The organism is Peribacillus loiseleuriae, from assembly GCF_001183985.1.
GTDB classification, from domain to species: domain Bacteria; phylum Bacillota; class Bacilli; order Bacillales; family DSM-1321; genus Peribacillus; species Peribacillus loiseleuriae.
Map to the genome: position 1 here is coordinate 2,072,516 of NZ_LFZW01000001.1, position 18,233 is coordinate 2,090,748.

An 18,233-nucleotide genomic window follows, 5' to 3' on the forward strand; every position below is an offset into this window, starting at 1 on the left:
AAAACTGAAAAAGGGGTCATAATAAATGGCAGAAAAATTATACACAATTATTGATGATGCAGGAATTCATGCACGCCCGGCAACACTTTTGGTTAAATCAGTATCTAATTTTAACAGTGAGATCAACTTAGAATATAACGGAAAAAGCGTAAACTTAAAATCAATTATGGGTGTTATGTCATTAGGAATTGTAAAAGGTGCTGAAACAAAAATTGTTGCATCTGGTTCAGATGAAAACGAAGTAATTGCTGCGGTTACTGAAACAATCACGAAACAGGGGTTAGGCCAATGATTGTTCAAAGTCTAAAAGGGATTGGAGCATCAGCAGGAATTGCCATTGCAAAAGCTTATCGATTAGAAGAACCAGAACTAGTCGTGGAAAAACGTGTGATTGACAGCATCGAAGCAGAAATTCAACGTTTTACTGCTGCGATTAGCCAATCGACATCGGAGCTTGAACAAATAAAAGAACATGCTTTCAAAGAGTTAGGAGAAGATAAAGCAGCAATTTTTGCTGCTCACCTTCTTGTCCTAAGTGATCCAGAGCTTATTAACCCAATCAAAGACAAAATCACAACTGAAAAAGTGAATGCTGAATTTGCCTTACAGGAAGTTGCAAATATGTTTATCGGCATGTTCGAGTCAATGGACAATGAATACATGAAGGAACGTGCTTCAGATATCCGGGATGTGACAAAACGTGTGATGTCTCATCTTTTAGGTGTAACGATTCCGAATCCAAGTATGATCTCTGAGGAAGTTATTATTATTGCTGAGGATTTAACTCCATCTGATACAGCTCAATTAAATCGACAATATGTGAAAGGGTTTACGACCGATATCGGTGGACGCACATCCCATTCAGCAATAATGGCTCGCTCATTGGAAATTCCCGCAGTTGTTGGAACAAAAACAGGCACAACTGATATCGAAAATGGCGTATTAGTCATCCTAGACGGCTTAGCTGGAACAGTGATTGTCGATCCGTCAGCTGATACTGTGAAAGAATATGAAGAGAAAAAAGCTACTTATGAAGCAAAAAAGGCAGAGTGGGCAAAGCTTGTGAATGAGCCGACTGTTTCAAAAGATGGACAACATGTAGAACTCGCTGCCAATATTGGTACGCCTGAGGATGTAAAGGGTGTACTTGAAAACGGTGGTGAAGGTGTCGGCTTGTATCGTACCGAATTTTTATATATGGGACGTACTCAGCTTCCGACTGAAGAGGAGCAATTTGATGCTTATAAATCCGTATTAGAGCGCATGGAAGGTAAGCCTGTTGTTGTGCGTACACTTGATATCGGTGGAGATAAAGAACTTCCATACTTAGACTTACCAAAGGAAATGAATCCATTTCTAGGATTCCGTGCGATTCGTTTATGCTTAGAAATGCAGGATATGTTCCGCATCCAACTTCGAGCCTTGCTTAGAGCAGGCGTTTATGGAAATTTAAAAATCATGTTTCCTATGATTGCCACACTAGATGAGTTCCGTTCGGCAAAAGGAATTCTTGAAGAAGAAAAACAAAAGCTTTTGTTTGAAGGCCAGCAGGTAGTAGAAAAAATCGAGCTGGGGATCATGGTGGAAATTCCTTCTACTGCTGTTTTAGCTGATCAGTTTGCTAAAGAAGTGGATTTTTTCAGCATTGGTACAAATGATTTAGTCCAATATTCAATGGCTGCAGATCGTATGAACCAACGTGTTTCCTATCTATATCAGCCATACAGTCCGGCAATTTTAAGATTGGTTAAAATGGTAATTGATGCTGCGCATGCTGAAGGCAAATGGGCAGGTATGTGCGGTGAAATGGCGGGAGACGAAACAGCAATTCCAATTCTCTTAGGCCTGGGACTTGATGAGTTCTCAATGAGTGCAACATCCATCCTAAAAGTACGTTCCCAAATTCTTCGTCTTTCTAAAACAGAAATGAAGAACTTAGCAGAAAAAGCCTTGCAAATGAAAACAACAAGTGAAGTAATCGAAGCCGTAAAGGAAATTATGAAATAGGAACGGTTATAAAAAATGATTTTTAACGGGGACGGTTTTATTTTTTTGAAAAATACTTGTAAAAGCCGTTCTCATTAACCATTATGAACCATTTCTCGTAAGAACCGAGACAATGAACGATGATACACATTGATGGCACATGAACAATGGAGGGTGAAATGAAAAAGATAGGTGTTTTAACGAGTGGGGGAGATGCGCCTGGAATGAATGCTGCTGTCAGAGCAGTTGTTCGGAAAGCAATCTACCATGATCTTAAGGTATCTGGAATATATGGCGGATACGCTGGTTTAATAAAAGGAAATATCGAGGAACTTGGATTGGGCTCTGTTGGTGACATTATACATCGCGGCGGAACGATTCTTTTATCGGCAAGATGTGAAGAATTTAAGAAAAAAGAAGGTCAACTTAAGGGTATTGAGCAATTAAAAAAGGCTGGTATTGAGGGCTTGGTTGTAATCGGCGGAGATGGCTCATACCGAGGGGCTAAGGCTCTCACTGAGCATGGTTTTCCATGTGTGGGTGTACCGGGGACAATCGATAACGATATTTGCGGAACACAATTTACGATTGGATTTGATACAGCTTTAAAGACTGTCATTGAGGCAATCGATAAAATTAGAGATACCGCAACATCACATGAACGAACCTTTGTAATTGAGGTAATGGGAAGGGATGCCGGTGATATTGCGCTTTGGGCCGGGCTTGCCGGAGGAGCAGAAACGGTTCTCGTTCCTGAAGAAAATTACGACATGAACGAAATTTGTGACCGATTAAGAAAGGGGCATGAACGGGGCAAAAAACATAGCATCATCGTTGTTGCTGAAGGGGCAGCAAGCGGTGTTGAATTGGGCAAACAAATTAGAGAGCTAACGAATTTTGATACCAAAGTCTCTGTATTAGGACATATGCAGCGTGGTGGTTCTCCTACAGCCTTTGACCGTGTATTAGCAAGCCGGCTTGGTGCACGTGCAGTTGAACTTATAATAGAAGGAAAAGGTGGAAGGGCAGTAGGGATTGAAAACAATCAAATAATAGATCACGAAATCGCAGATATTTTGGGAGGAGCACATACGCTTGATACGAACCTTCTGAGATTGTCAAAAGAGCTTTCTATTTAGGATGTGCATTTCCACCAGCTTTTTAATAGTGAAACAAGGTAGAAAGCCATGGTTAATGCAGGTCTTGTGTTTGACTTGCTATTAATCTAATAGGTTCATATAAATATTTTTAGCACAGAGGTAATATGTTGAGTGACAATAAAGTTTTTCAATTTACAATAAAGTCATTTAAAACATAATAAAGTTGTTCAATATTACATGTGCAAGCGAAAAGACTAAATAAATATAAGTTTTCACTGATTTGTCGACCTAAGAAAGGATTTTTATTAATAACCAGTTTAAGATAATGGGTGAGTGATTAGGGGAATTTGTATGATATTTATAGAGTTAGATGAGTTAGAATACAGAATCAATCAACTGAGAAAAGAATTGATTCAGATTGCTGAAATAACTGGCTTAAATAGCCGTGAGACCATTTATTGCAGTCGGAAATTAGACAAACTCATCACGATCTATCAAAAATCTTCTTATAAAAAAATAGAAATATGTTGTTGAATGGCAATGAAGTTGTTTGAATATTAACATTTTAAACAACTTTATTATCATTAGTTTTGAAATTTAATCTTCATGTTACGATCGAAATTAAACAACTTATTTTTTGTTTGATCTGAATTTAGAACGGTTTTATGCGAGTTTGACGCTTCAAAATTAAATGACTTTATTGTTACGGTACATAGAGGTAAGAATGGGGTTGTCTAAAAGGTACATTTTATCGTGAATTTTAACCAAGAAAAAACCCAAGAATGTTGATAAAACAACATTCTTGGGTTTTGCTGTATATAAATTTTTGCTTAAAAAACTACTTTTCGGACAGTGCCATTTTATTAGAATTATAGTGAATCTCAAAAATAATAGAACCAGAAACAGAAACAGGTAAAAATTTTAGGATCCGTACTCTAATTTTAATCTTTCCATATCTTTTAAGGGGGCACAACCGAATAATCTGGAGTATTCCCTACTGAATTGAGAAGGGCTCTCGTAACCTATTTTAAAGGCAACATCTGCTGCACTTATTTTTCCAAGTTTTAATAAACTTCTTGCTTGTTGTAATCGCACTTGTTTTTGAAACTGTATAGGACTCATTGAGGTCATCTCTTTAAAATGACGATGCAGTGACGCGACACTCATATTTGCACTTTCTGCAAGATCCTGTATGCTTAATTTTCGTTCATAATTCCTTGTAATCTCAGAAATGATTTCGCTCATTTTACTGGTTTTCCCATTAAAAAATTGATGCAGTATATGACCATCAGAGCTTTGTAGAATTCTGTATAGGATTTCCTCTTTAATTAAAAGTGCTAAGAAAGGAATACTCTCAGGTTCTTGTAAAAGTTCAACCATGCGACAAACTGCGTTGAAAATTCCCTCATTTAATGAGCTAACGAGCATACTTCGTTTTTGTTTGATTTCCATATTAGGTTTTACTTGTACGCCTTTATTAATTAGATCCAGTATATCCTTTGTGGTAAATTGTAACTTGATTTACAAATAAGGGAAATCCTTTGAAGCTTTTAGGACATGAGCCGTAATAGGAACATCTGCCACTGTTACAAAATAATCTCTTGTTCCATAACCATACCTCTCTTTTCCTAAGTAAACTTCTTTATAACCTTGGGCGACTATACATAAAGAAAATGTATGTATCCCATAAACTGGTCCGATTTCCTTGGAACGACGACTAAGGTATAACCCTGGTTATGACTTCATATTGGGGATTTATCTTCATGGCTGTGCATATAGGAATGTCCTGGAGAACAATTATCAATGAAGTACGAAAGATGACGGGAATTACCAGCTATAGCCGTATCCGCACAATTGCGTTGCGTGTCATAGCTGTGTTGATAGTTGTATATGGCGTGCAGGCTTCTTTTGAGAGAGGTATACTTTACAAGTTAACCGTATATAATCCATTTGGTTGGAACTATGATGAGTCTTCCATAGGATTTTTAATCGATCATCTATCCATCATGGGAATATATATCAGTGAGACTCATTATGTACTGAAATTTGTTCGGAAGCAGGATAAAGCTATGGTTTACAAAGGAAGGTAAATTATAGCATGAAAAGGTGCATTAATCTGGGATTGGATTAATGCACCTTTTCATGCTATTAAAGTGTAGTTGCAACTATAATTTATACGCAGTATGAACCCCCGTAAGCAGGGGAATCAAGCTTTTATCCTTTGGTCATTTTGCTCCTTTAGGTGCTTTATATCTTCTTTTGGTGGTAAACCAAACATGCGCGAATATTCACGGCTGAATTGTGATGGACTTTCATAGCCTACTCGGAATGCAACATCTGCTGCATCCGCTGATTCGGATAATAACAGACTCCGGGCTTCTTGTAGTCTCAGTTGTTTTTGGAATTGAATGGGGCTCATTGCTGTTACCTCTTTAAAGTGCCGATGCAGTGAAGAAACACTCATATTTGCTATTTCAGCAAGTTCTTCAATCTTAAAAGACTTTTCATAATTAGTCATGATATGTTCAATCACGTCATTGATTTGACTGGTGGAACTTCCTTCTATTGCTATTTGTTTTAGCAATTCTCCATGTTCTCCTTGCAGAACTCTATAGATGATTTCTTTCCTAATTAGAGGGGCAAGAACCTTGATATCTTTCGGATTATTTAGAAGTCGAGCTAATCTGGTTACCGCGTCTAACAGAGATTGCTCTATTTTGCTGACATACATTCCTCGGTTGGCATTTTCCTTTTTGTCAACTCCCATTTGGAATTCACGTAACACCTCCAATATTTCACTCGGTGTGAATTCAAGTTTGAGAGCCAGATATGGAACTTCAGAAGAGGCTTCTGTTACTTGTCCTGAAATCGGCAGATTAACGGATGCAACAAGGTAATCGGCAGGACCATATTGAAAACGCTCCTGTGAAAGTAATACCTCCTTCATCCCTTGAACGACAATGCATAAGGAAGGCTTGTGAACTCCGTAATTTGGTCCAGTATCATTAGAGTAACGGGAGAAAAATAAAGACGGAATAGCGGTCATTTGAGTACCGCCCTGTCCTGTGTTACCCTCTATAATTTTGGCGAGCTCAACTCTTTGTCTATATAATTGTTCAAACATAAATCCCCCTTTTTTTCTTCATTCGTGATGATCCCATTATAAGACTAATTCACTTTCTGCGTAAATGGTTGTGAGAGGATTATGCAATCATTTGACAGAATTGTGATACCAGTCGTGATTTCATATGTAGCATAATTAGGATCAAGTAATTGCACATCTTTTTTTACGTAAAAATATCAAATTATAGATAAGGGAGTAGAAAGATGACCATGAACAATACTTGGAAAATATACATGTTAACTCTCATCAGTTTCTTGGTTGGCACGTCACAAAATGTTATCTCTGGCATTCTAGACCAGGTAGCTGTTTCTATCGATGTATCGTTATCGGCAGCTGGACAGCTTACCACCGCATTTGCACTTGCCACTGCAATTGGAACGCCCATTTTTATCGTAGCGACTGCAAAAATAGACCGGCGTAAGCAACTGCTAATAGCTCTTGCCATCGTATTACTAGGAGTCATTTCGACACTTGCCCTGCCCGGTTTTGGTTTCTTGATGGTTTCCCGTGCTATTCTTGGGGTTGGAACAGGCGTCTTCGTCGTCACTGCTTATGCGGTCGCTGCGAAATTGGCACCCCCTGGGCGGCAGGGTGGAGCCATGTCCAATATTTCATTGGGCTTCAGTTCTTCCCTTGTCCTTGGTGTTCCCATAGGACGTGTAATCGCTTCGGCATACGATTGGAAGGTGATTTTTTGGGGCATTGGGTTCTTCACACTTCTCGGAATTTTCGCTGTCGCAAGGGCGATTCCGTCCATGGAAGGTGAAAAACCGATCCCTCTTGGCAAACAACTCGCACTGTTAAAGAATCCAAAAGTCACTTTCGCCCTTGGTATGACGTTGTTCGTATTTATTGGCTATTCAGTGGTTAATACGTATATTACCCCCTTCTTAACCTCTGCCATACCAATTAGTGGAGGGAAAGTGAGCACCGTTCTTTTTGCTTTAGGGATAGCAAGCTTGATTTGGTCCAAAACTGGCGGTTTTCTGGCGGATCGGCTTGGTACCACTCGGACCCTTCTTTGTAGCATGGCAGTTCAATTCCTCAGTCTTGCATTGGTGTCGGTCGTGTCTGGTTCGGCAGTTGGCGTCATTATGTTACTTATGCTTTGGTCAATTTCTGCTTGGACGTTTGGGCCAACACAGAATTTCAATCTGCTTTCAATCGCTCCGGAAGCCTCTGGTATTATGCTTAGTCTAAATAGCACCTTTGTGCAGCTTGGATTTGCAGCAGGCGCTGGTATCGGGGGAATCGTCGTGGGAGGCTCATCGATACTAGCAATTTGTTGGATAGGTGCCGCCGCGGTAGCAGTCGCATTCTTTGTAAATATTACCTCATTTGGGCTTACCCGACGTTACCAAGAGAAAGGGGATAATGTAGAAAATAGGAACAAAATTTATTTAAGGGAGTAGGTATAATGAAAATTTTGATTTTGGGTGCTGTAGGTCAAATAGCCCATATGCTAAAAAGTGAATTGCTCAATAAAACTAGCCATTCAACCGTTCTTTATGCAAGAAACGGTCATAAGCGTTTAACGCTCATTGATAAGAGCCGTGAAGAGATTTTTGATGGTGATTTTAAAGACAAAGATAAACTGATCGATGCGATGAAAGATGTAGACCTTGTTTATATCAACGACATGGGTGACGATAAATCAACAAAAACAATTATTAATGCCATGAATGATGCAGGAGTAAGAAGAGTAATCGCGGCATCGGTTCTTGGAATATATGATGAAGTGCCGGGAGCTTTCGGAGAATGGAATAAACGTATGATTGGAGGAATCCCTAGAATGCAGTCCCAGATTGAATCAGCACGGTTATTAGAAAAATCAAAGCTAGATTATACACTATTAAGATTGACATGGCTTTACAACGAAAATAGGAATACTAAATATATGATTACCCATAAAGGAGAGCCGTTTGTTGGTGCACAAGTTACACGTCAAGCTGTAACTCAGTTAATCATGGATATCATTGAAGAAAAAAGTGATAAATATTTTCAAACTAGTCTAGGAGTAAGTGAACCAAATACAGATTGGGCGAAGCCATCATTTTATTAAAATATAAAAGTTGAGGGGGAATATTTTGGAGACGTATATTTCTAAACGGCAGTATGAATGTTGATGGTAATACTGCTAGATTAGCAAAAGAAGTTTTTCAAGGTCTTGATTATATTCCTATCAATTTCGCTGAGCATCATATTAATCAAATCGGACAAGACTCCGACGGAAAGCAAGATGATTTTCAAAATGTCATGGAACAATTAATAATGGCAGATGATATCGTCATTGGTATTCCAGTTTATTGGTCAAGTATGAGTGGTTATTTAAAGACTTTCATTGATCGTTTTGCAGACGCTTTGGATGCCCCATTAGCAGGTAAACGTGTTTATCTATTAATTCAAGGTACAGCACCTGATGATGCTATTCCTTATATTACAAATGTAATAAAACATCTCTGTCGCCGTTTCCACATGAATTATATGGGATTAGCAACTAATTCTAAGGAAGCAACCAAATTGCACAATCTAATGGATAATAAAGAGGAGAAAGGAAGATAAATCATGAAAAAACGCCTATTAGGAAATAGCGGCTTGGAAGTTTTTGCTATAGGTCTTGGTTGTATGGGAATGAGTAATGGTTATGGTCCGGTATCGGACAAGAAAGAGATGATTTCGCTGATTCATGCAGCCATTGATCGAGGAGTCACTTTCTTCGACACCGCCGAAGTTTATGGTCCATATGTGAATGAGGAGTTGGTTGGTGAAGCGCTTGAACCTTTCAAGGGAAAAGTGGTCATTGCCACTAAATTCGGTATCCAAATGGAAAATGGCAAGCAGGTGCTTGACAGCAAGCCGGAGACTATTCGGCAATCTGTTGAAGGCTCATTAAATCGCCTAAAAGTTGATACTATTGACCTCTACTATCAGCATCGGGTTGATCCCAATGTGCCTATTGAGGAAGTAGCCGGTGCTGTACAAGACCTAATCAAGGAAGGTAAGGTTAAACATTGGGGGCTTTCTGAGGCAGGAGTACAAACGATTCGCCGCGCACATGCGGTTCAGCCTTTGACTGCAATTCAAAGTGAATATTCCATGATGTGGAGAAGTCCTGAAGAAGAACTGTTGCCTACTCTTGAAGAACTTGGAATCGGCTTTGTGCCGTTTAGCCCTCTGGGCAAGGGCTTCCTTACTGGAAAAATTGATAAAAATGCAACATTTGCTAGCTCCGATTTTCGAAGTATTGTTCCTCGTTTCAAACCGGAAAATATCGAAGCGAATCAGATATTGGTCGAACTGATAAAGAAGATTGCAGTAGGGAAAGATGCAACCCCTGCTCAAATCGCATTAGCATGGGTACTTGCTCAGAAGCCATGGATTGTTCCGATTCCCGGTACAAGGAAACTGGAACGTCTGGAAGAAAATCTTGGCGCAGCGGATGTTGAGCTGACTGCTGAAGAACTACATGATTTGAACGATGCACTATCAAAGATTGAAGTTTCGGGAGAGCGCTACCCGGCAGAATACGCAAATAGAGTGGGAAAATAAAATACACTCAAAATTTAATTAATAGGAGGAATTTTTTATGCAAAAAATTATTTTAAACAATGGTGTTGAAATGCCGATACTCGGTTTTGGTGTTTTTCAAATTCAAGATGAAAAAGAATGTGAACAAGCTGTTTATGACGCTATTATGGCTGGTTATCGACTGATTGATACCGCTGCCTCTTATCTAAATGAAGAAGCGGTCGGCAGAGCTATTAAGCGGAGCGGTGTGCCAAGAGAGGAATTGTTTATTACTACGAAACTATGGGTTCAGGATACTGGTTATGAGAGCACAAAAAAAGCATTTGCCAATTCACTAAAAAGACTTCAATTGGATTATTTAGACTTGTATTTAATTCATCAGCCATACGGAGATGTATATGGTTCTTGGCGAGCTATGGAGGAATTATACCGGGAGGGAAAAATCAAAGCAATCGGAGTAAGTAACTTCTATTCAGACCGCCTAATTGATTTAATCATTCATAATGAAGTTGTTCCTGCCGTAAATCAGGTCGAAACACATGTTTTCAATCAACAAATTGAAAGTCATAACTTTATGAAAGAGAACAATGTTCAGATTGAGTCTTGGGGACCGTTTGCAGAAGGAAAAAATAACATGTTCCAAAACGAAACTTTGGTATCAATTGCTGAAAATTATAACAAAACCGTTGCTCAGGTGGTTTTACGTTGGTTGACACAAAGAGGTGTCGTTGTGATTCCAAAGTCTGTTCGTAAGGAAAGAATCATCGAGAACTTCAATATCTTTGACTTTGAATTAAGCCAAGAAGATATGGAGAAAATTGCTACCTTAGATACGAAACAAAGCCTATTCTTTTCTCATCAAGACCCTGAAATGGTGAAATGGATCGGGACACGTAAACTTGATATTTAATGTTCATTCTTATCAACAATCAAAATGATATTCTGGGTTTAGTCTACTCACCGAAATACTGTTGTTTATTAAGGTGTAAAATCCAAAAGAAAAAGCGTGTGAATTCTACATACGCTTTTTCCATTATAGTCTGTTGAGTAAGGACTAGAAGTTTCTACAAAGGGACTCAGTTGCATGGGTACGATTTGAACAAAGCGCTCTCGAAAACCAAGATTTCATATGTTCGATATCCGGCAGAATACGAAAATAAAATCAACAAATTGGAAAGGATGTTCTCTAGTATGTCTAATATTCAAGATAAAGTTGTCCTTATTATGGGTGCATCGAGTGGGATCGGATAAGAAACCGCAAAAGAACTTGTCTCCAAAGGCGCAAAACTTGTTCTTGCAGCGCGACGTGAAGATCGTTTGAAAAAATTGCAACAAGACATTCAAAATACTGGCGGAGAAGCTATTTATAAAGTGACGGATGTAACTCCGCATGAACAAATGGAAGAATTAGCTGAGGTTGCTCTTAATGAGTTTGAAAAAATCGATGTATTAGTAAATAATGCCGGAGTGATGCCACATTCATTTCTTTATAAGAAAAAGATTGATGATTGGAACAAGATAATTGATGTCAATATTAAAGGAGTGCTTTATGGCATTGCTGCAGTTCTTCCAACAATGAGAGAACGTAAATCCGGTCATATTATTAATCTTTCTTCTGTAGCAGGACACTTTGTAGGGTTCTGGTGCAAAAATCACTCGTTAGAAGCATAGAGTATGAGTTTCCTTTAAATTGCTAACTTACGAAGCTAATCCAAACAATTTATGGATGAATTCTTTTTGATTTTGGGCAGACTTTACCCTTTGATGAACCTGCTTCTTTTTAATCATATGCATGGCTTCTATACCACTCAGTATGTAAGTGGCTGTACGAAATGATTTCAATCCTAACATCGAACGAACTCGCTTCTTTATAAAACGATGATCCTGTTCTACCATATTATTGAGATATTTAACTTGCCTTATTTGTATGCCTTCAGGCATACGTTTCTCTTCTTTTAACTCTTGAATCACTACAGGATAGGCTGGATTCTTATCCACTGTTATGACACGAGGTTTATAAACATGAGAAGTGGCCAAGGCTTTCTTGAAAAAGCGCTTGGCTGTTTGTTTATCTCTTGATTCACTTAAATAAAAATCAATGGTATTCCCATCTGAATCGACTGCACGATATAAATACATTCATTGACCTTTTACTTTGATATACGTTTCATCGACTCTCCAAGAGTCATTTGTTGGCTTAAGATGACGACGTACTCTTTTATCTAATTGAGGTCCATATTGATGAACCCAACGCATAATCGTTGTATGAGCCATGGATAAGCCACGCACCTCCATCATTTCCACCAAATCACGAAAACTTAAATTGTACCGTAGGTACCACCTTACTGTTAACAAAATAATGTCAGGATGATAGTGCTTCCATTTGAACAAATCTTCCTTTTCCATACTGATCACACACCTTTTTTAGAGTAATAGTATCAGTATGTCCAAGATTTAGAGATTCATTGCAATTTTCTTGGAATTCTTGCACCAGAACCAATTTATCAATGCAAATAGCAGTGGTGGTACTTCTTATTCATCCGTTGAAGAATGGAAAAACTTATATCCCTTTTTAGGTTTTAGACGGATATAGAAACGGAGGTGCAGGGGATGGAGCCAACCCAAAAGAAAAATTTCTTATTTTTAATGATCGTATTTGTCGTTGCTGCTTTGGTTATTATGTACGTTTTCAGCTTGCAATCACAGTTGCAGGAAGTCAGAGCGAACCAGGGCAACTATGAAGATCAGATTAAATCTCTATCCTCTATCCAGAACACGGATCCATTAGAGATAAATCGTGAGTTTCTTGAAAGTTTTTTCACCTATCAAACCACTGCTGAACGATACAAAAAAATTGAACCGTTCATGACCAATCAGGGATACAAGGCGACCTATCCTTCCGGATTCGGAAGAATCGGTCCAGTCATCCATGATAGGCCTGAAGCCTTTTGAATACCAGTCCTCGAAGACGGAAGCTGAATTTTTTAATGAATTCAAGCTCACTACGGAATTTAATAATGTTGCTGCCACTGAAACGGTTATCGTCAAAACATCGCTCATATATGTGAAAGAGCAAGGTTGGAAGGTTGATGATATGGAGTTTATTGGTCAATTGACTGGGCGTAAATAAGGGTAGAGTCAGGAATATGCGGTTATCTGTACTATGAAAATTAGGAGTATTTAAAGTATTCTAAGAAGAAAAATTGAGTGAAAAGTTACTATGAATACGTGATATCTTTACTCAGTAAACGATGTATGAACTTGTCCTTGATTTAGATCCTCCTTCTGAAGAAAAGTCTTCCCTTGCAGTAAAGGCCGCATTGGAGATTTATCAAGTACTGAAGCCGCTTGGAATAATTGCATTTATTAAGACTTCGGGAAATAAAGGACTTCAAGTGCATATACCCCTGCCAAAAGAGACCTTTACATATGATGATACAAGGATTTTCACTACATTTCTCGGGGATTATTTAAAAAGTACATTTCCAGATGACTTTACAACAGAACGACTAAAAAAAAATCGGCATCAGCGTTTGTATCTTGATTTCGGTTCAACATCATGAAGGAAAAACAATCATTGCCCCTTATTCCACTCGCGGTAACGATTTTGCAGGAGTGGCTACGCCACTGTATTGGGAAGAGTTGAGAGAAAGCGAAGAGGCGTTCAAATTAGAAATTACACCGTCTCTAGTGTGCCAAAGCGGATTATAAAGCATTGCTGTCCTTTTAGAGAGTATCATCTTGTTCGGCATCAGCAACCGTTTTCAGAAATTCTAGAGTTTCTTAAACGAAAAAAATAGAAAGCATAATGGTAAAACTCATAAAGTATATATATATTAGGTTTTTGTATTTTTAGATTAGGTTAAAATAATTAAAAGTTTGGTGCCTAGTTATAATCAAAAGGGGGCAAATGCTTATCTAGAACATATCTAAACAATCATTTAGATAACATACTCACTAGTGATGGCAAATGGACTTTAAAATAAGTCAATTTCAAATGGATAGTGGAACGTTCATGAAAAAGTATTCGAGAGGAGATTTCAATTGAATTCAAATGAGTCAACTAATAACACTTTATTTACGAAGGAATTTACAAAGAATCCATACCCTACATATGCAAAATTGAGAGAAACGGAACCTGTTTACAGAATCCTCCTTCCGGATGGTCAGTACGGCTGGATGATTACACGGTATGAAGATGCCATTGAAGCTCTGAAGGACTTAAGATTTATTAAGAATTTTTCAAAGTTAACTGGCGAAAATGAGGGATACGATAGCATTTTTACCCACAATATGCTTTTTTCTGATCCGCCAGATCATAAAAGATTACGGGGGCTTGTTCAAAAGGCATTTACGCCACGAATGATAGCAGAAATGAGGGATCGAATTCAGGAGATAACAGATGATCTTTTAGACGAAATTGCCAAAAAGGATAGTATGAATTTAATCGATGATCTTGCTTTTCCTTTACCGATTATCGTAATATGTGAGATTTTAGGCGTTCCATCAGAAGACCGTGACAAGTTTCGCATATGGTCAAATTCATTAATTGAAGGAACCAACGGTGAACATGCGAAAGATATGGCAGTTCATATGCAGGAATTCACCGAATATCTGGGAGACCGGTTTTCAAAGGTACGGGAAAGTCCAGGGGAAGATTTAATTAGCCAACTGATCACGGCCGAAGAGGAGGGTGACAAATTAACAGAGAAAGAGTTATATGGGGTGGTCTCACTTTTGATTATCGCAGGACATGAAACGACGGTAAATCTGATTGGCAATAGTATTCTCTCTTTCTTGGAACACCCTGATCAGTTACAGCTCTTGCAGGATCATCCTGAAATGATTCATACAGCACTTGAAGAATCGCTCCGGTATAATGGCCCAGTCGAATTTAGCACATCCCGATGGGCACGTGAAGATTTTGAATTCAAAGGGAAAGAAATAAGTAAGGGAGATTTAGTGATTATCGCTCTGAATTCCGCTAACCATGATCCTAATCAATTTACAGACCCGGAGGTTTTTGATATTACCCGTGAGAAAAGTCCTCATCTTGCTTTCGGGAAAGGAATTCATCTTTGCCTGGGTGCTCCACTTGCCCGTCTAGAAGGCGAAATTGCTATCAGCAGTCTCTTGCAGCGCTTTCCACAAATCAAATTAAGAGTTGATATGAATGAACTTGAATGGAGACCCGGTATGGTTGTAAGAGGGGTAAAAGAAATACCTCTTTCCTTTTAAATTTTTCATCCTATTAAAGCTGTAAAATTATAATTTAAATGACGCCATGTTATTCCATTAAAGGGCGCGATTGTAGGCAACACAGGAGAAAATGACCAAACTTTTTAAAAACCACATTTGAAATGATAAAGAAAGAATCCATTTTGAACAAACTTTTTTCAAAATGGATTCTTTTGATTTGCCGTAAAATGCAGGCACATAAGATATTTTTGATCAAACTTTATTATAAAGCTACAAAATGCTTCTATAGTTGAGGAATCGTAAATAACCAGTTTTAACAAATTGCCTTCATTTTTTAGGATTCTTTAATTTAATAATATCGTTCATCTCTTTTGCTTTTCTCATTGCAGAAATTGTATCTTGCTCATTCAAAAATTTTTCTAACCTTGACAGGATTACTCTTTGCTTCATTTTCTCTTCTTTTTCTTCTTCTATACTTTCATGTAGATTGGAGAAATCTCTTTTAAAAACCAAAAAGAGAGCTAGACATTTTGTGAATGGTGACTAGGAGGAGCCGAGTGCGTGAATAGCGCAAGCACGGTTCTGTGAGGGGAGGAACACAATCTACCGCAAGGTAGAGAGGTTCCCTTCTACTCGACTAGTTGAAGAACGAGTTTGTTGTGCCGTTTAACAATACAGATAAAGGGTTGAAGAAATAAGAAGTGCCACAAGTTGAATATTAGTTTTTATCCGTATCTTGAATAAGGCATCTATTCAAAAGGAGTTAAGTGACCTACACTTAACTCCTTTATTTCTGTCGAGAATCTATATATTTTTTACCCCAATCTTGCATAACAGCTATTACAGGAAGAAGTTGTTCACCTAAATCGGTTAATGTGTACTCTACTTTGAAAGGTAATTCATCAAATATTTCTTTTTGGATTAAACCATCATCTTCTAACTCTTTTAATTGTTTGGCGAGAATCCCTTTTGAGATTCCAGGAAGAAGCCGTGTTAATTCACCAAATCTTTGTGGTTGAAGTGAAATATACCAGATTAAAAGCGGCTTCCATCTACCTTGAAGAACATTTTGGGTAATCGTCAAAGAACAAATTTCTTCTCGGATTTCTGATGGGGGAAGAGTGTCTAGGTTGAAATTGAATTTAGCCATTTTGTCCACCTCGCAATAAAAAGTATAAGCTGGTCACAAAAAAGTGACTACTGTTTTTCTATTTGTAATCCCTCTATTATAGACATCATAAATAAAAAAATACATGAAAAGTATTTGTTGGTTAGAGGGGATATAATATGAAAACAATATTAATTACTGGTGGTACAGATGGAATGGGGAAAGCTTTGGCGATAACTCAATTAAAAAACGGGCATCGTGTGATTATTGTTGGTCGTTCGAAAGATAAAGGCTCCCAATTTATAAATGAAGCGAAGCAATTAAATGCTTCGAATCGCGCTGTTTTTCTTGAAGCCGATTTAAGCTTAATTAGTGAAAACAAAAGAATCATCGAATTTATGAAACAAGAAATGAAATCATTAGACACCTTAATTTTAACAGCAGCGGATCAATCGTATCGTCCAAATAAACGAGAAACTAAAGAAGGTTTTGAGTTTACATTTGCTTTATATTATTTAAGTCGTCATGTATTAAGCTATGGTCTAAAATCATTAATGGAAAAATCAAATGGGCCAATTATTATTAACATAAGTGCTCCAGGGTTAAAAGGTGAAGTGAAATGGGATGATATCCAAATGAGCCAAAACTTTGATAGTACTAAAGCGCAACGTCACGGAAGTCGATTGAATGATTTGCTAGCTGTATCATTCGATAACAAAAATGAAGCCAAGCATATTAAATACATTTTATTTAATCCATGGGCTGTTCGAACAACAGGTGCAGATGCTTCAGCTAAAAATAAAATACAGCAACGAATCAATGCTTTCATTTATAAATTAATTGGGAAAACTCCTGAAGAAGCAATTCTTCCGGTAATCGATTTATTAGATGCCCCGCCAAAAGAAACACTAAGTGCATATGTTCAAAAAAAAGGAGTAGATCTGTCAATGCCAACATTTGATAAGAATAAAGCCGCGCGTTTATTGAATGAAACGAATAAATTAATTCAGAAATAAAAAAATGAAAATCGCATTAACTGAGTTTGTGAAGGAATGTACTTAAACTAACGGGTGCTTGTGCGGTCGAGCCTAGGTCGTATCATATAGCGGGTGGGATTCCCGTCGAGAAAGAACTAGCCATTCACTCGTAGCGAGTCTTGGAGGACTAATGGTAACATTATCCTTTAAGCGTAGACATTTAGGTGGCGGGCCGAAAGCCAAACGGTTGAAGGGATTGAGCTCCATAATGTTAGTAAATCGAGAGGGCTGATGCCTTAAGCACAGCAGAAAGCTACATTTTATCCATCGTTAAAGGCAAGAAGGATAAAATCTCTCTGGAGTCAGAGACCTTGGCACGTCACACATTGATATGATACGGCAACTCGGGAGACCCTACCGGTCTTTTCTTCTTATAGAAGAGTATGGTGTACAAGCGATAATAAGCAAGGAAACCAAATGCCGTTGTAGGGAGTCGGATAGCAGCGTAGTACCAATGAAGGAAAGGCTAGCTACCAGTTATCACCCTTACTAGGGATACAATTACTACACGCAGTGGTAGGTATAATAAATGGAAACAAAACTATTAAGGATAGCAAAATTAGCAAAAGGAAATCCCTTATTTGAGATAAAATCAGACTCTTTCTTCATAAATATCCGTTACCTTAACTAAGAGTTAAGGTGAATAATTATGACTGACTAAAGAAAAGTGATTAGCTACATTTTATGAATGGTGACTAGGAGGAGTCGTGTGCGTAAATAACGCAAGCACGGTTCTGTGAGGGGGGAGGAACACAATCTACCGTAAGGTAGAGAGGTTCCCTTCTACTCGACTAGTGGAATAAGGAGATTTAAAATAATCAATCTTTTTATAAAAAACAGTTCTTAAAAATAAAAGAAAGCAATTGTTTTGATCATTCTTTATTCAAAACGATTGCTTTTTATATGCAGTAAAATCAAGGATTTAGAGTGAATAATAATCAAATTTTATTCTAAACCAACAAGAATGGATATGTAGCACTACGTTGTTTCCATCTGTAAAGATTAGTCTTTCAATTAAATACGAAGGATTCAAACGGGCTGCTGAACCATTATTGTACATATAGAACTAAATATTGGGTTATGATGTATGAACAAACATGTCAATACTCTAGGACCATTTAAACTAACGTTGCGGTTTATAAGAATGAATT

Annotated in this window: 19 protein-coding genes and 3 pseudogenes; 17 read left to right on the forward strand and 5 right to left on the reverse strand. The window is 37.9% G+C overall.

The window, feature by feature from the left end; translation table 11 throughout:
- Window positions 1-25 precede the first annotated feature (25 nt).
- From AC625_RS09750 to AC625_RS09765, 4 genes are all read left to right on the forward strand, one after another.
- On the forward strand, window positions 26-292 hold the full coding sequence (locus AC625_RS09750; protein ID WP_049681130.1) for a phosphocarrier protein HPr: 267 nt from the start codon (window positions 26-28) through the stop codon (window positions 290-292).
- The gene (gene ptsP, locus AC625_RS09755) at window positions 289-2,007 is read left to right on the forward strand and encodes a phosphoenolpyruvate--protein phosphotransferase (protein WP_049681131.1); all 1,719 of its coding nucleotides are present in this window, start codon (window positions 289-291) and stop codon (window positions 2,005-2,007) included. Before AC625_RS09750 ends, ptsP begins: the two co-directional genes overlap by 4 nt.
- Before the next feature lie 158 nt (window positions 2,008-2,165).
- Window positions 2,166-3,125, forward strand: a complete 960-nt coding sequence (gene pfkA, locus AC625_RS09760) for a 6-phosphofructokinase (RefSeq protein WP_049681132.1) — start codon at window positions 2,166-2,168, stop codon at window positions 3,123-3,125.
- Window positions 3,126-3,437: 312 nt separating this feature from the next.
- The gene (locus AC625_RS09765; protein WP_049681133.1) at window positions 3,438-3,620 is read left to right on the forward strand and encodes an aspartyl-phosphate phosphatase Spo0E family protein; all 183 of its coding nucleotides are present in this window, start codon (window positions 3,438-3,440) and stop codon (window positions 3,618-3,620) included.
- A 387-nt stretch (window positions 3,621-4,007) separates the two neighbouring features.
- Here the strand turns inward: AC625_RS09765 and AC625_RS27675 are convergent, their stop codons facing one another.
- Window positions 4,008-4,331 (reverse strand): helix-turn-helix domain-containing protein, encoded by a 324-nt coding sequence (locus AC625_RS27675; RefSeq protein WP_281177269.1) that lies wholly within the window; start codon window positions 4,329-4,331, stop codon window positions 4,008-4,010.
- Between the two features lie 48 nt (window positions 4,332-4,379).
- Window positions 4,380-4,808: pseudogene (locus AC625_RS27680) on the reverse strand (AraC family transcriptional regulator); the annotation flags it as partial.
- A gap of 41 nt (window positions 4,809-4,849) precedes the next feature.
- Between AC625_RS27680 and AC625_RS09775 the strand changes: the two are divergent.
- Window positions 4,850-5,176 (forward strand): hypothetical protein, encoded by a 327-nt coding sequence (locus AC625_RS09775; RefSeq protein WP_053178055.1) that lies wholly within the window; start codon window positions 4,850-4,852, stop codon window positions 5,174-5,176.
- Between the two features lie 116 nt (window positions 5,177-5,292).
- Here the strand turns inward: AC625_RS09775 and AC625_RS09780 are convergent, their stop codons facing one another.
- Window positions 5,293-6,210 (reverse strand): AraC family transcriptional regulator, encoded by a 918-nt coding sequence (locus AC625_RS09780; protein WP_049681135.1) that lies wholly within the window; start codon window positions 6,208-6,210, stop codon window positions 5,293-5,295.
- Window positions 6,211-6,413: 203 nt separating this feature from the next.
- Between AC625_RS09780 and AC625_RS09785 the strand changes: the two genes are divergently transcribed.
- The 6 genes and pseudogenes from AC625_RS09785 to AC625_RS09810 form a co-directional block, all read left to right on the forward strand.
- Window positions 6,414-7,622 (forward strand): MFS transporter, encoded by a 1,209-nt coding sequence (locus AC625_RS09785; protein ID WP_245644972.1) that lies wholly within the window; start codon window positions 6,414-6,416, stop codon window positions 7,620-7,622.
- Between the two features lie 5 nt (window positions 7,623-7,627).
- Entirely contained in the window at window positions 7,628-8,272 is a 645-nt protein-coding gene (locus tag AC625_RS09790; protein ID WP_049681136.1) for an NAD(P)H-binding protein, read from the forward strand.
- A gap of 35 nt (window positions 8,273-8,307) precedes the next feature.
- Window positions 8,308-8,772, forward strand: coding sequence for a flavodoxin family protein (locus AC625_RS09795; RefSeq protein WP_281177270.1), 465 nt, complete (start codon window positions 8,308-8,310; stop codon window positions 8,770-8,772).
- Window positions 8,773-8,775: 3 nt separating this feature from the next.
- Complete coding sequence (locus tag AC625_RS09800; RefSeq protein ID WP_049681138.1) at window positions 8,776-9,759, forward strand: aldo/keto reductase; 984 nt, start codon at window positions 8,776-8,778, stop codon at window positions 9,757-9,759.
- 37 nt (window positions 9,760-9,796) lie between these two features.
- Window positions 9,797-10,648 carry an aldo/keto reductase gene (locus AC625_RS09805; RefSeq protein ID WP_049681139.1) on the forward strand — a complete coding sequence of 284 codons (852 nt, stop codon included), beginning with the start codon at window positions 9,797-9,799 and terminating at the stop codon, window positions 10,646-10,648.
- A gap of 281 nt (window positions 10,649-10,929) precedes the next feature.
- Window positions 10,930-11,373, forward strand: a pseudogene (locus AC625_RS09810) (SDR family oxidoreductase); the annotation flags it as partial.
- 63 nt (window positions 11,374-11,436) lie between these two features.
- Here the strand turns inward: AC625_RS09810 and AC625_RS09815 are convergent.
- A pseudogene (locus AC625_RS09815) lies at window positions 11,437-12,144 on the reverse strand (IS6 family transposase).
- 204 nt (window positions 12,145-12,348) lie between these two features.
- On the opposite strand from AC625_RS09815, the gene AC625_RS09820 reads away from it, so the two are divergent.
- The 5 genes from AC625_RS09820 (at window position 12,349) to AC625_RS09835 (ending at window position 14,976) form a co-directional block, all read left to right on the forward strand.
- Window positions 12,349-12,690 carry a hypothetical protein gene (locus AC625_RS09820; RefSeq protein WP_049681140.1) on the forward strand — a complete coding sequence of 114 codons (342 nt, stop codon included), beginning with the start codon at window positions 12,349-12,351 and terminating at the stop codon, window positions 12,688-12,690.
- Window positions 12,668-12,868: a hypothetical protein gene (locus AC625_RS09825; protein ID WP_049681141.1), complete on the forward strand. Its 201-nt coding sequence runs from the start codon at window positions 12,668-12,670 to the stop codon at window positions 12,866-12,868. The genes AC625_RS09820 and AC625_RS09825 overlap by 23 nt, the downstream gene beginning before the upstream one ends.
- A 121-nt stretch (window positions 12,869-12,989) precedes the next feature.
- Window positions 12,990-13,301 carry a non-homologous end-joining DNA ligase LigD gene (gene ligD, locus AC625_RS09830; RefSeq protein ID WP_049681142.1) on the forward strand — a complete coding sequence of 104 codons (312 nt, stop codon included), beginning with the start codon at window positions 12,990-12,992 and terminating at the stop codon, window positions 13,299-13,301.
- Window positions 13,279-13,449 carry a non-homologous end-joining DNA ligase LigD gene (gene ligD, locus AC625_RS28510; protein WP_156187491.1) on the forward strand — a complete coding sequence of 57 codons (171 nt, stop codon included), beginning with the start codon at window positions 13,279-13,281 and terminating at the stop codon, window positions 13,447-13,449. The genes ligD (AC625_RS09830) and ligD (AC625_RS28510) overlap by 23 nt, the downstream gene beginning before the upstream one ends.
- A gap of 333 nt (window positions 13,450-13,782) precedes the next feature.
- Entirely contained in the window at window positions 13,783-14,976 is a 1,194-nt protein-coding gene (locus AC625_RS09835; protein WP_049681143.1) for a cytochrome P450 family protein, read from the forward strand.
- Between the two features lie 748 nt (window positions 14,977-15,724).
- Here AC625_RS09835 and AC625_RS09840 read toward each other — a convergent pair.
- A complete protein-coding gene (locus AC625_RS09840; protein ID WP_049681144.1) occupies window positions 15,725-16,087 on the reverse strand; it encodes a winged helix-turn-helix transcriptional regulator in 363 nt (120 codons plus the stop codon).
- Window positions 16,088-16,224: 137 nt separating this feature from the next.
- On the opposite strand from AC625_RS09840, the gene AC625_RS09845 reads away from it, so the two are divergent.
- Window positions 16,225-17,061: an SDR family NAD(P)-dependent oxidoreductase gene (locus AC625_RS09845; RefSeq protein WP_049681145.1), complete on the forward strand. Its 837-nt coding sequence runs from the start codon at window positions 16,225-16,227 to the stop codon at window positions 17,059-17,061.
- The last annotated feature ends 1,172 nt before the right edge of the window (window positions 17,062-18,233 follow it).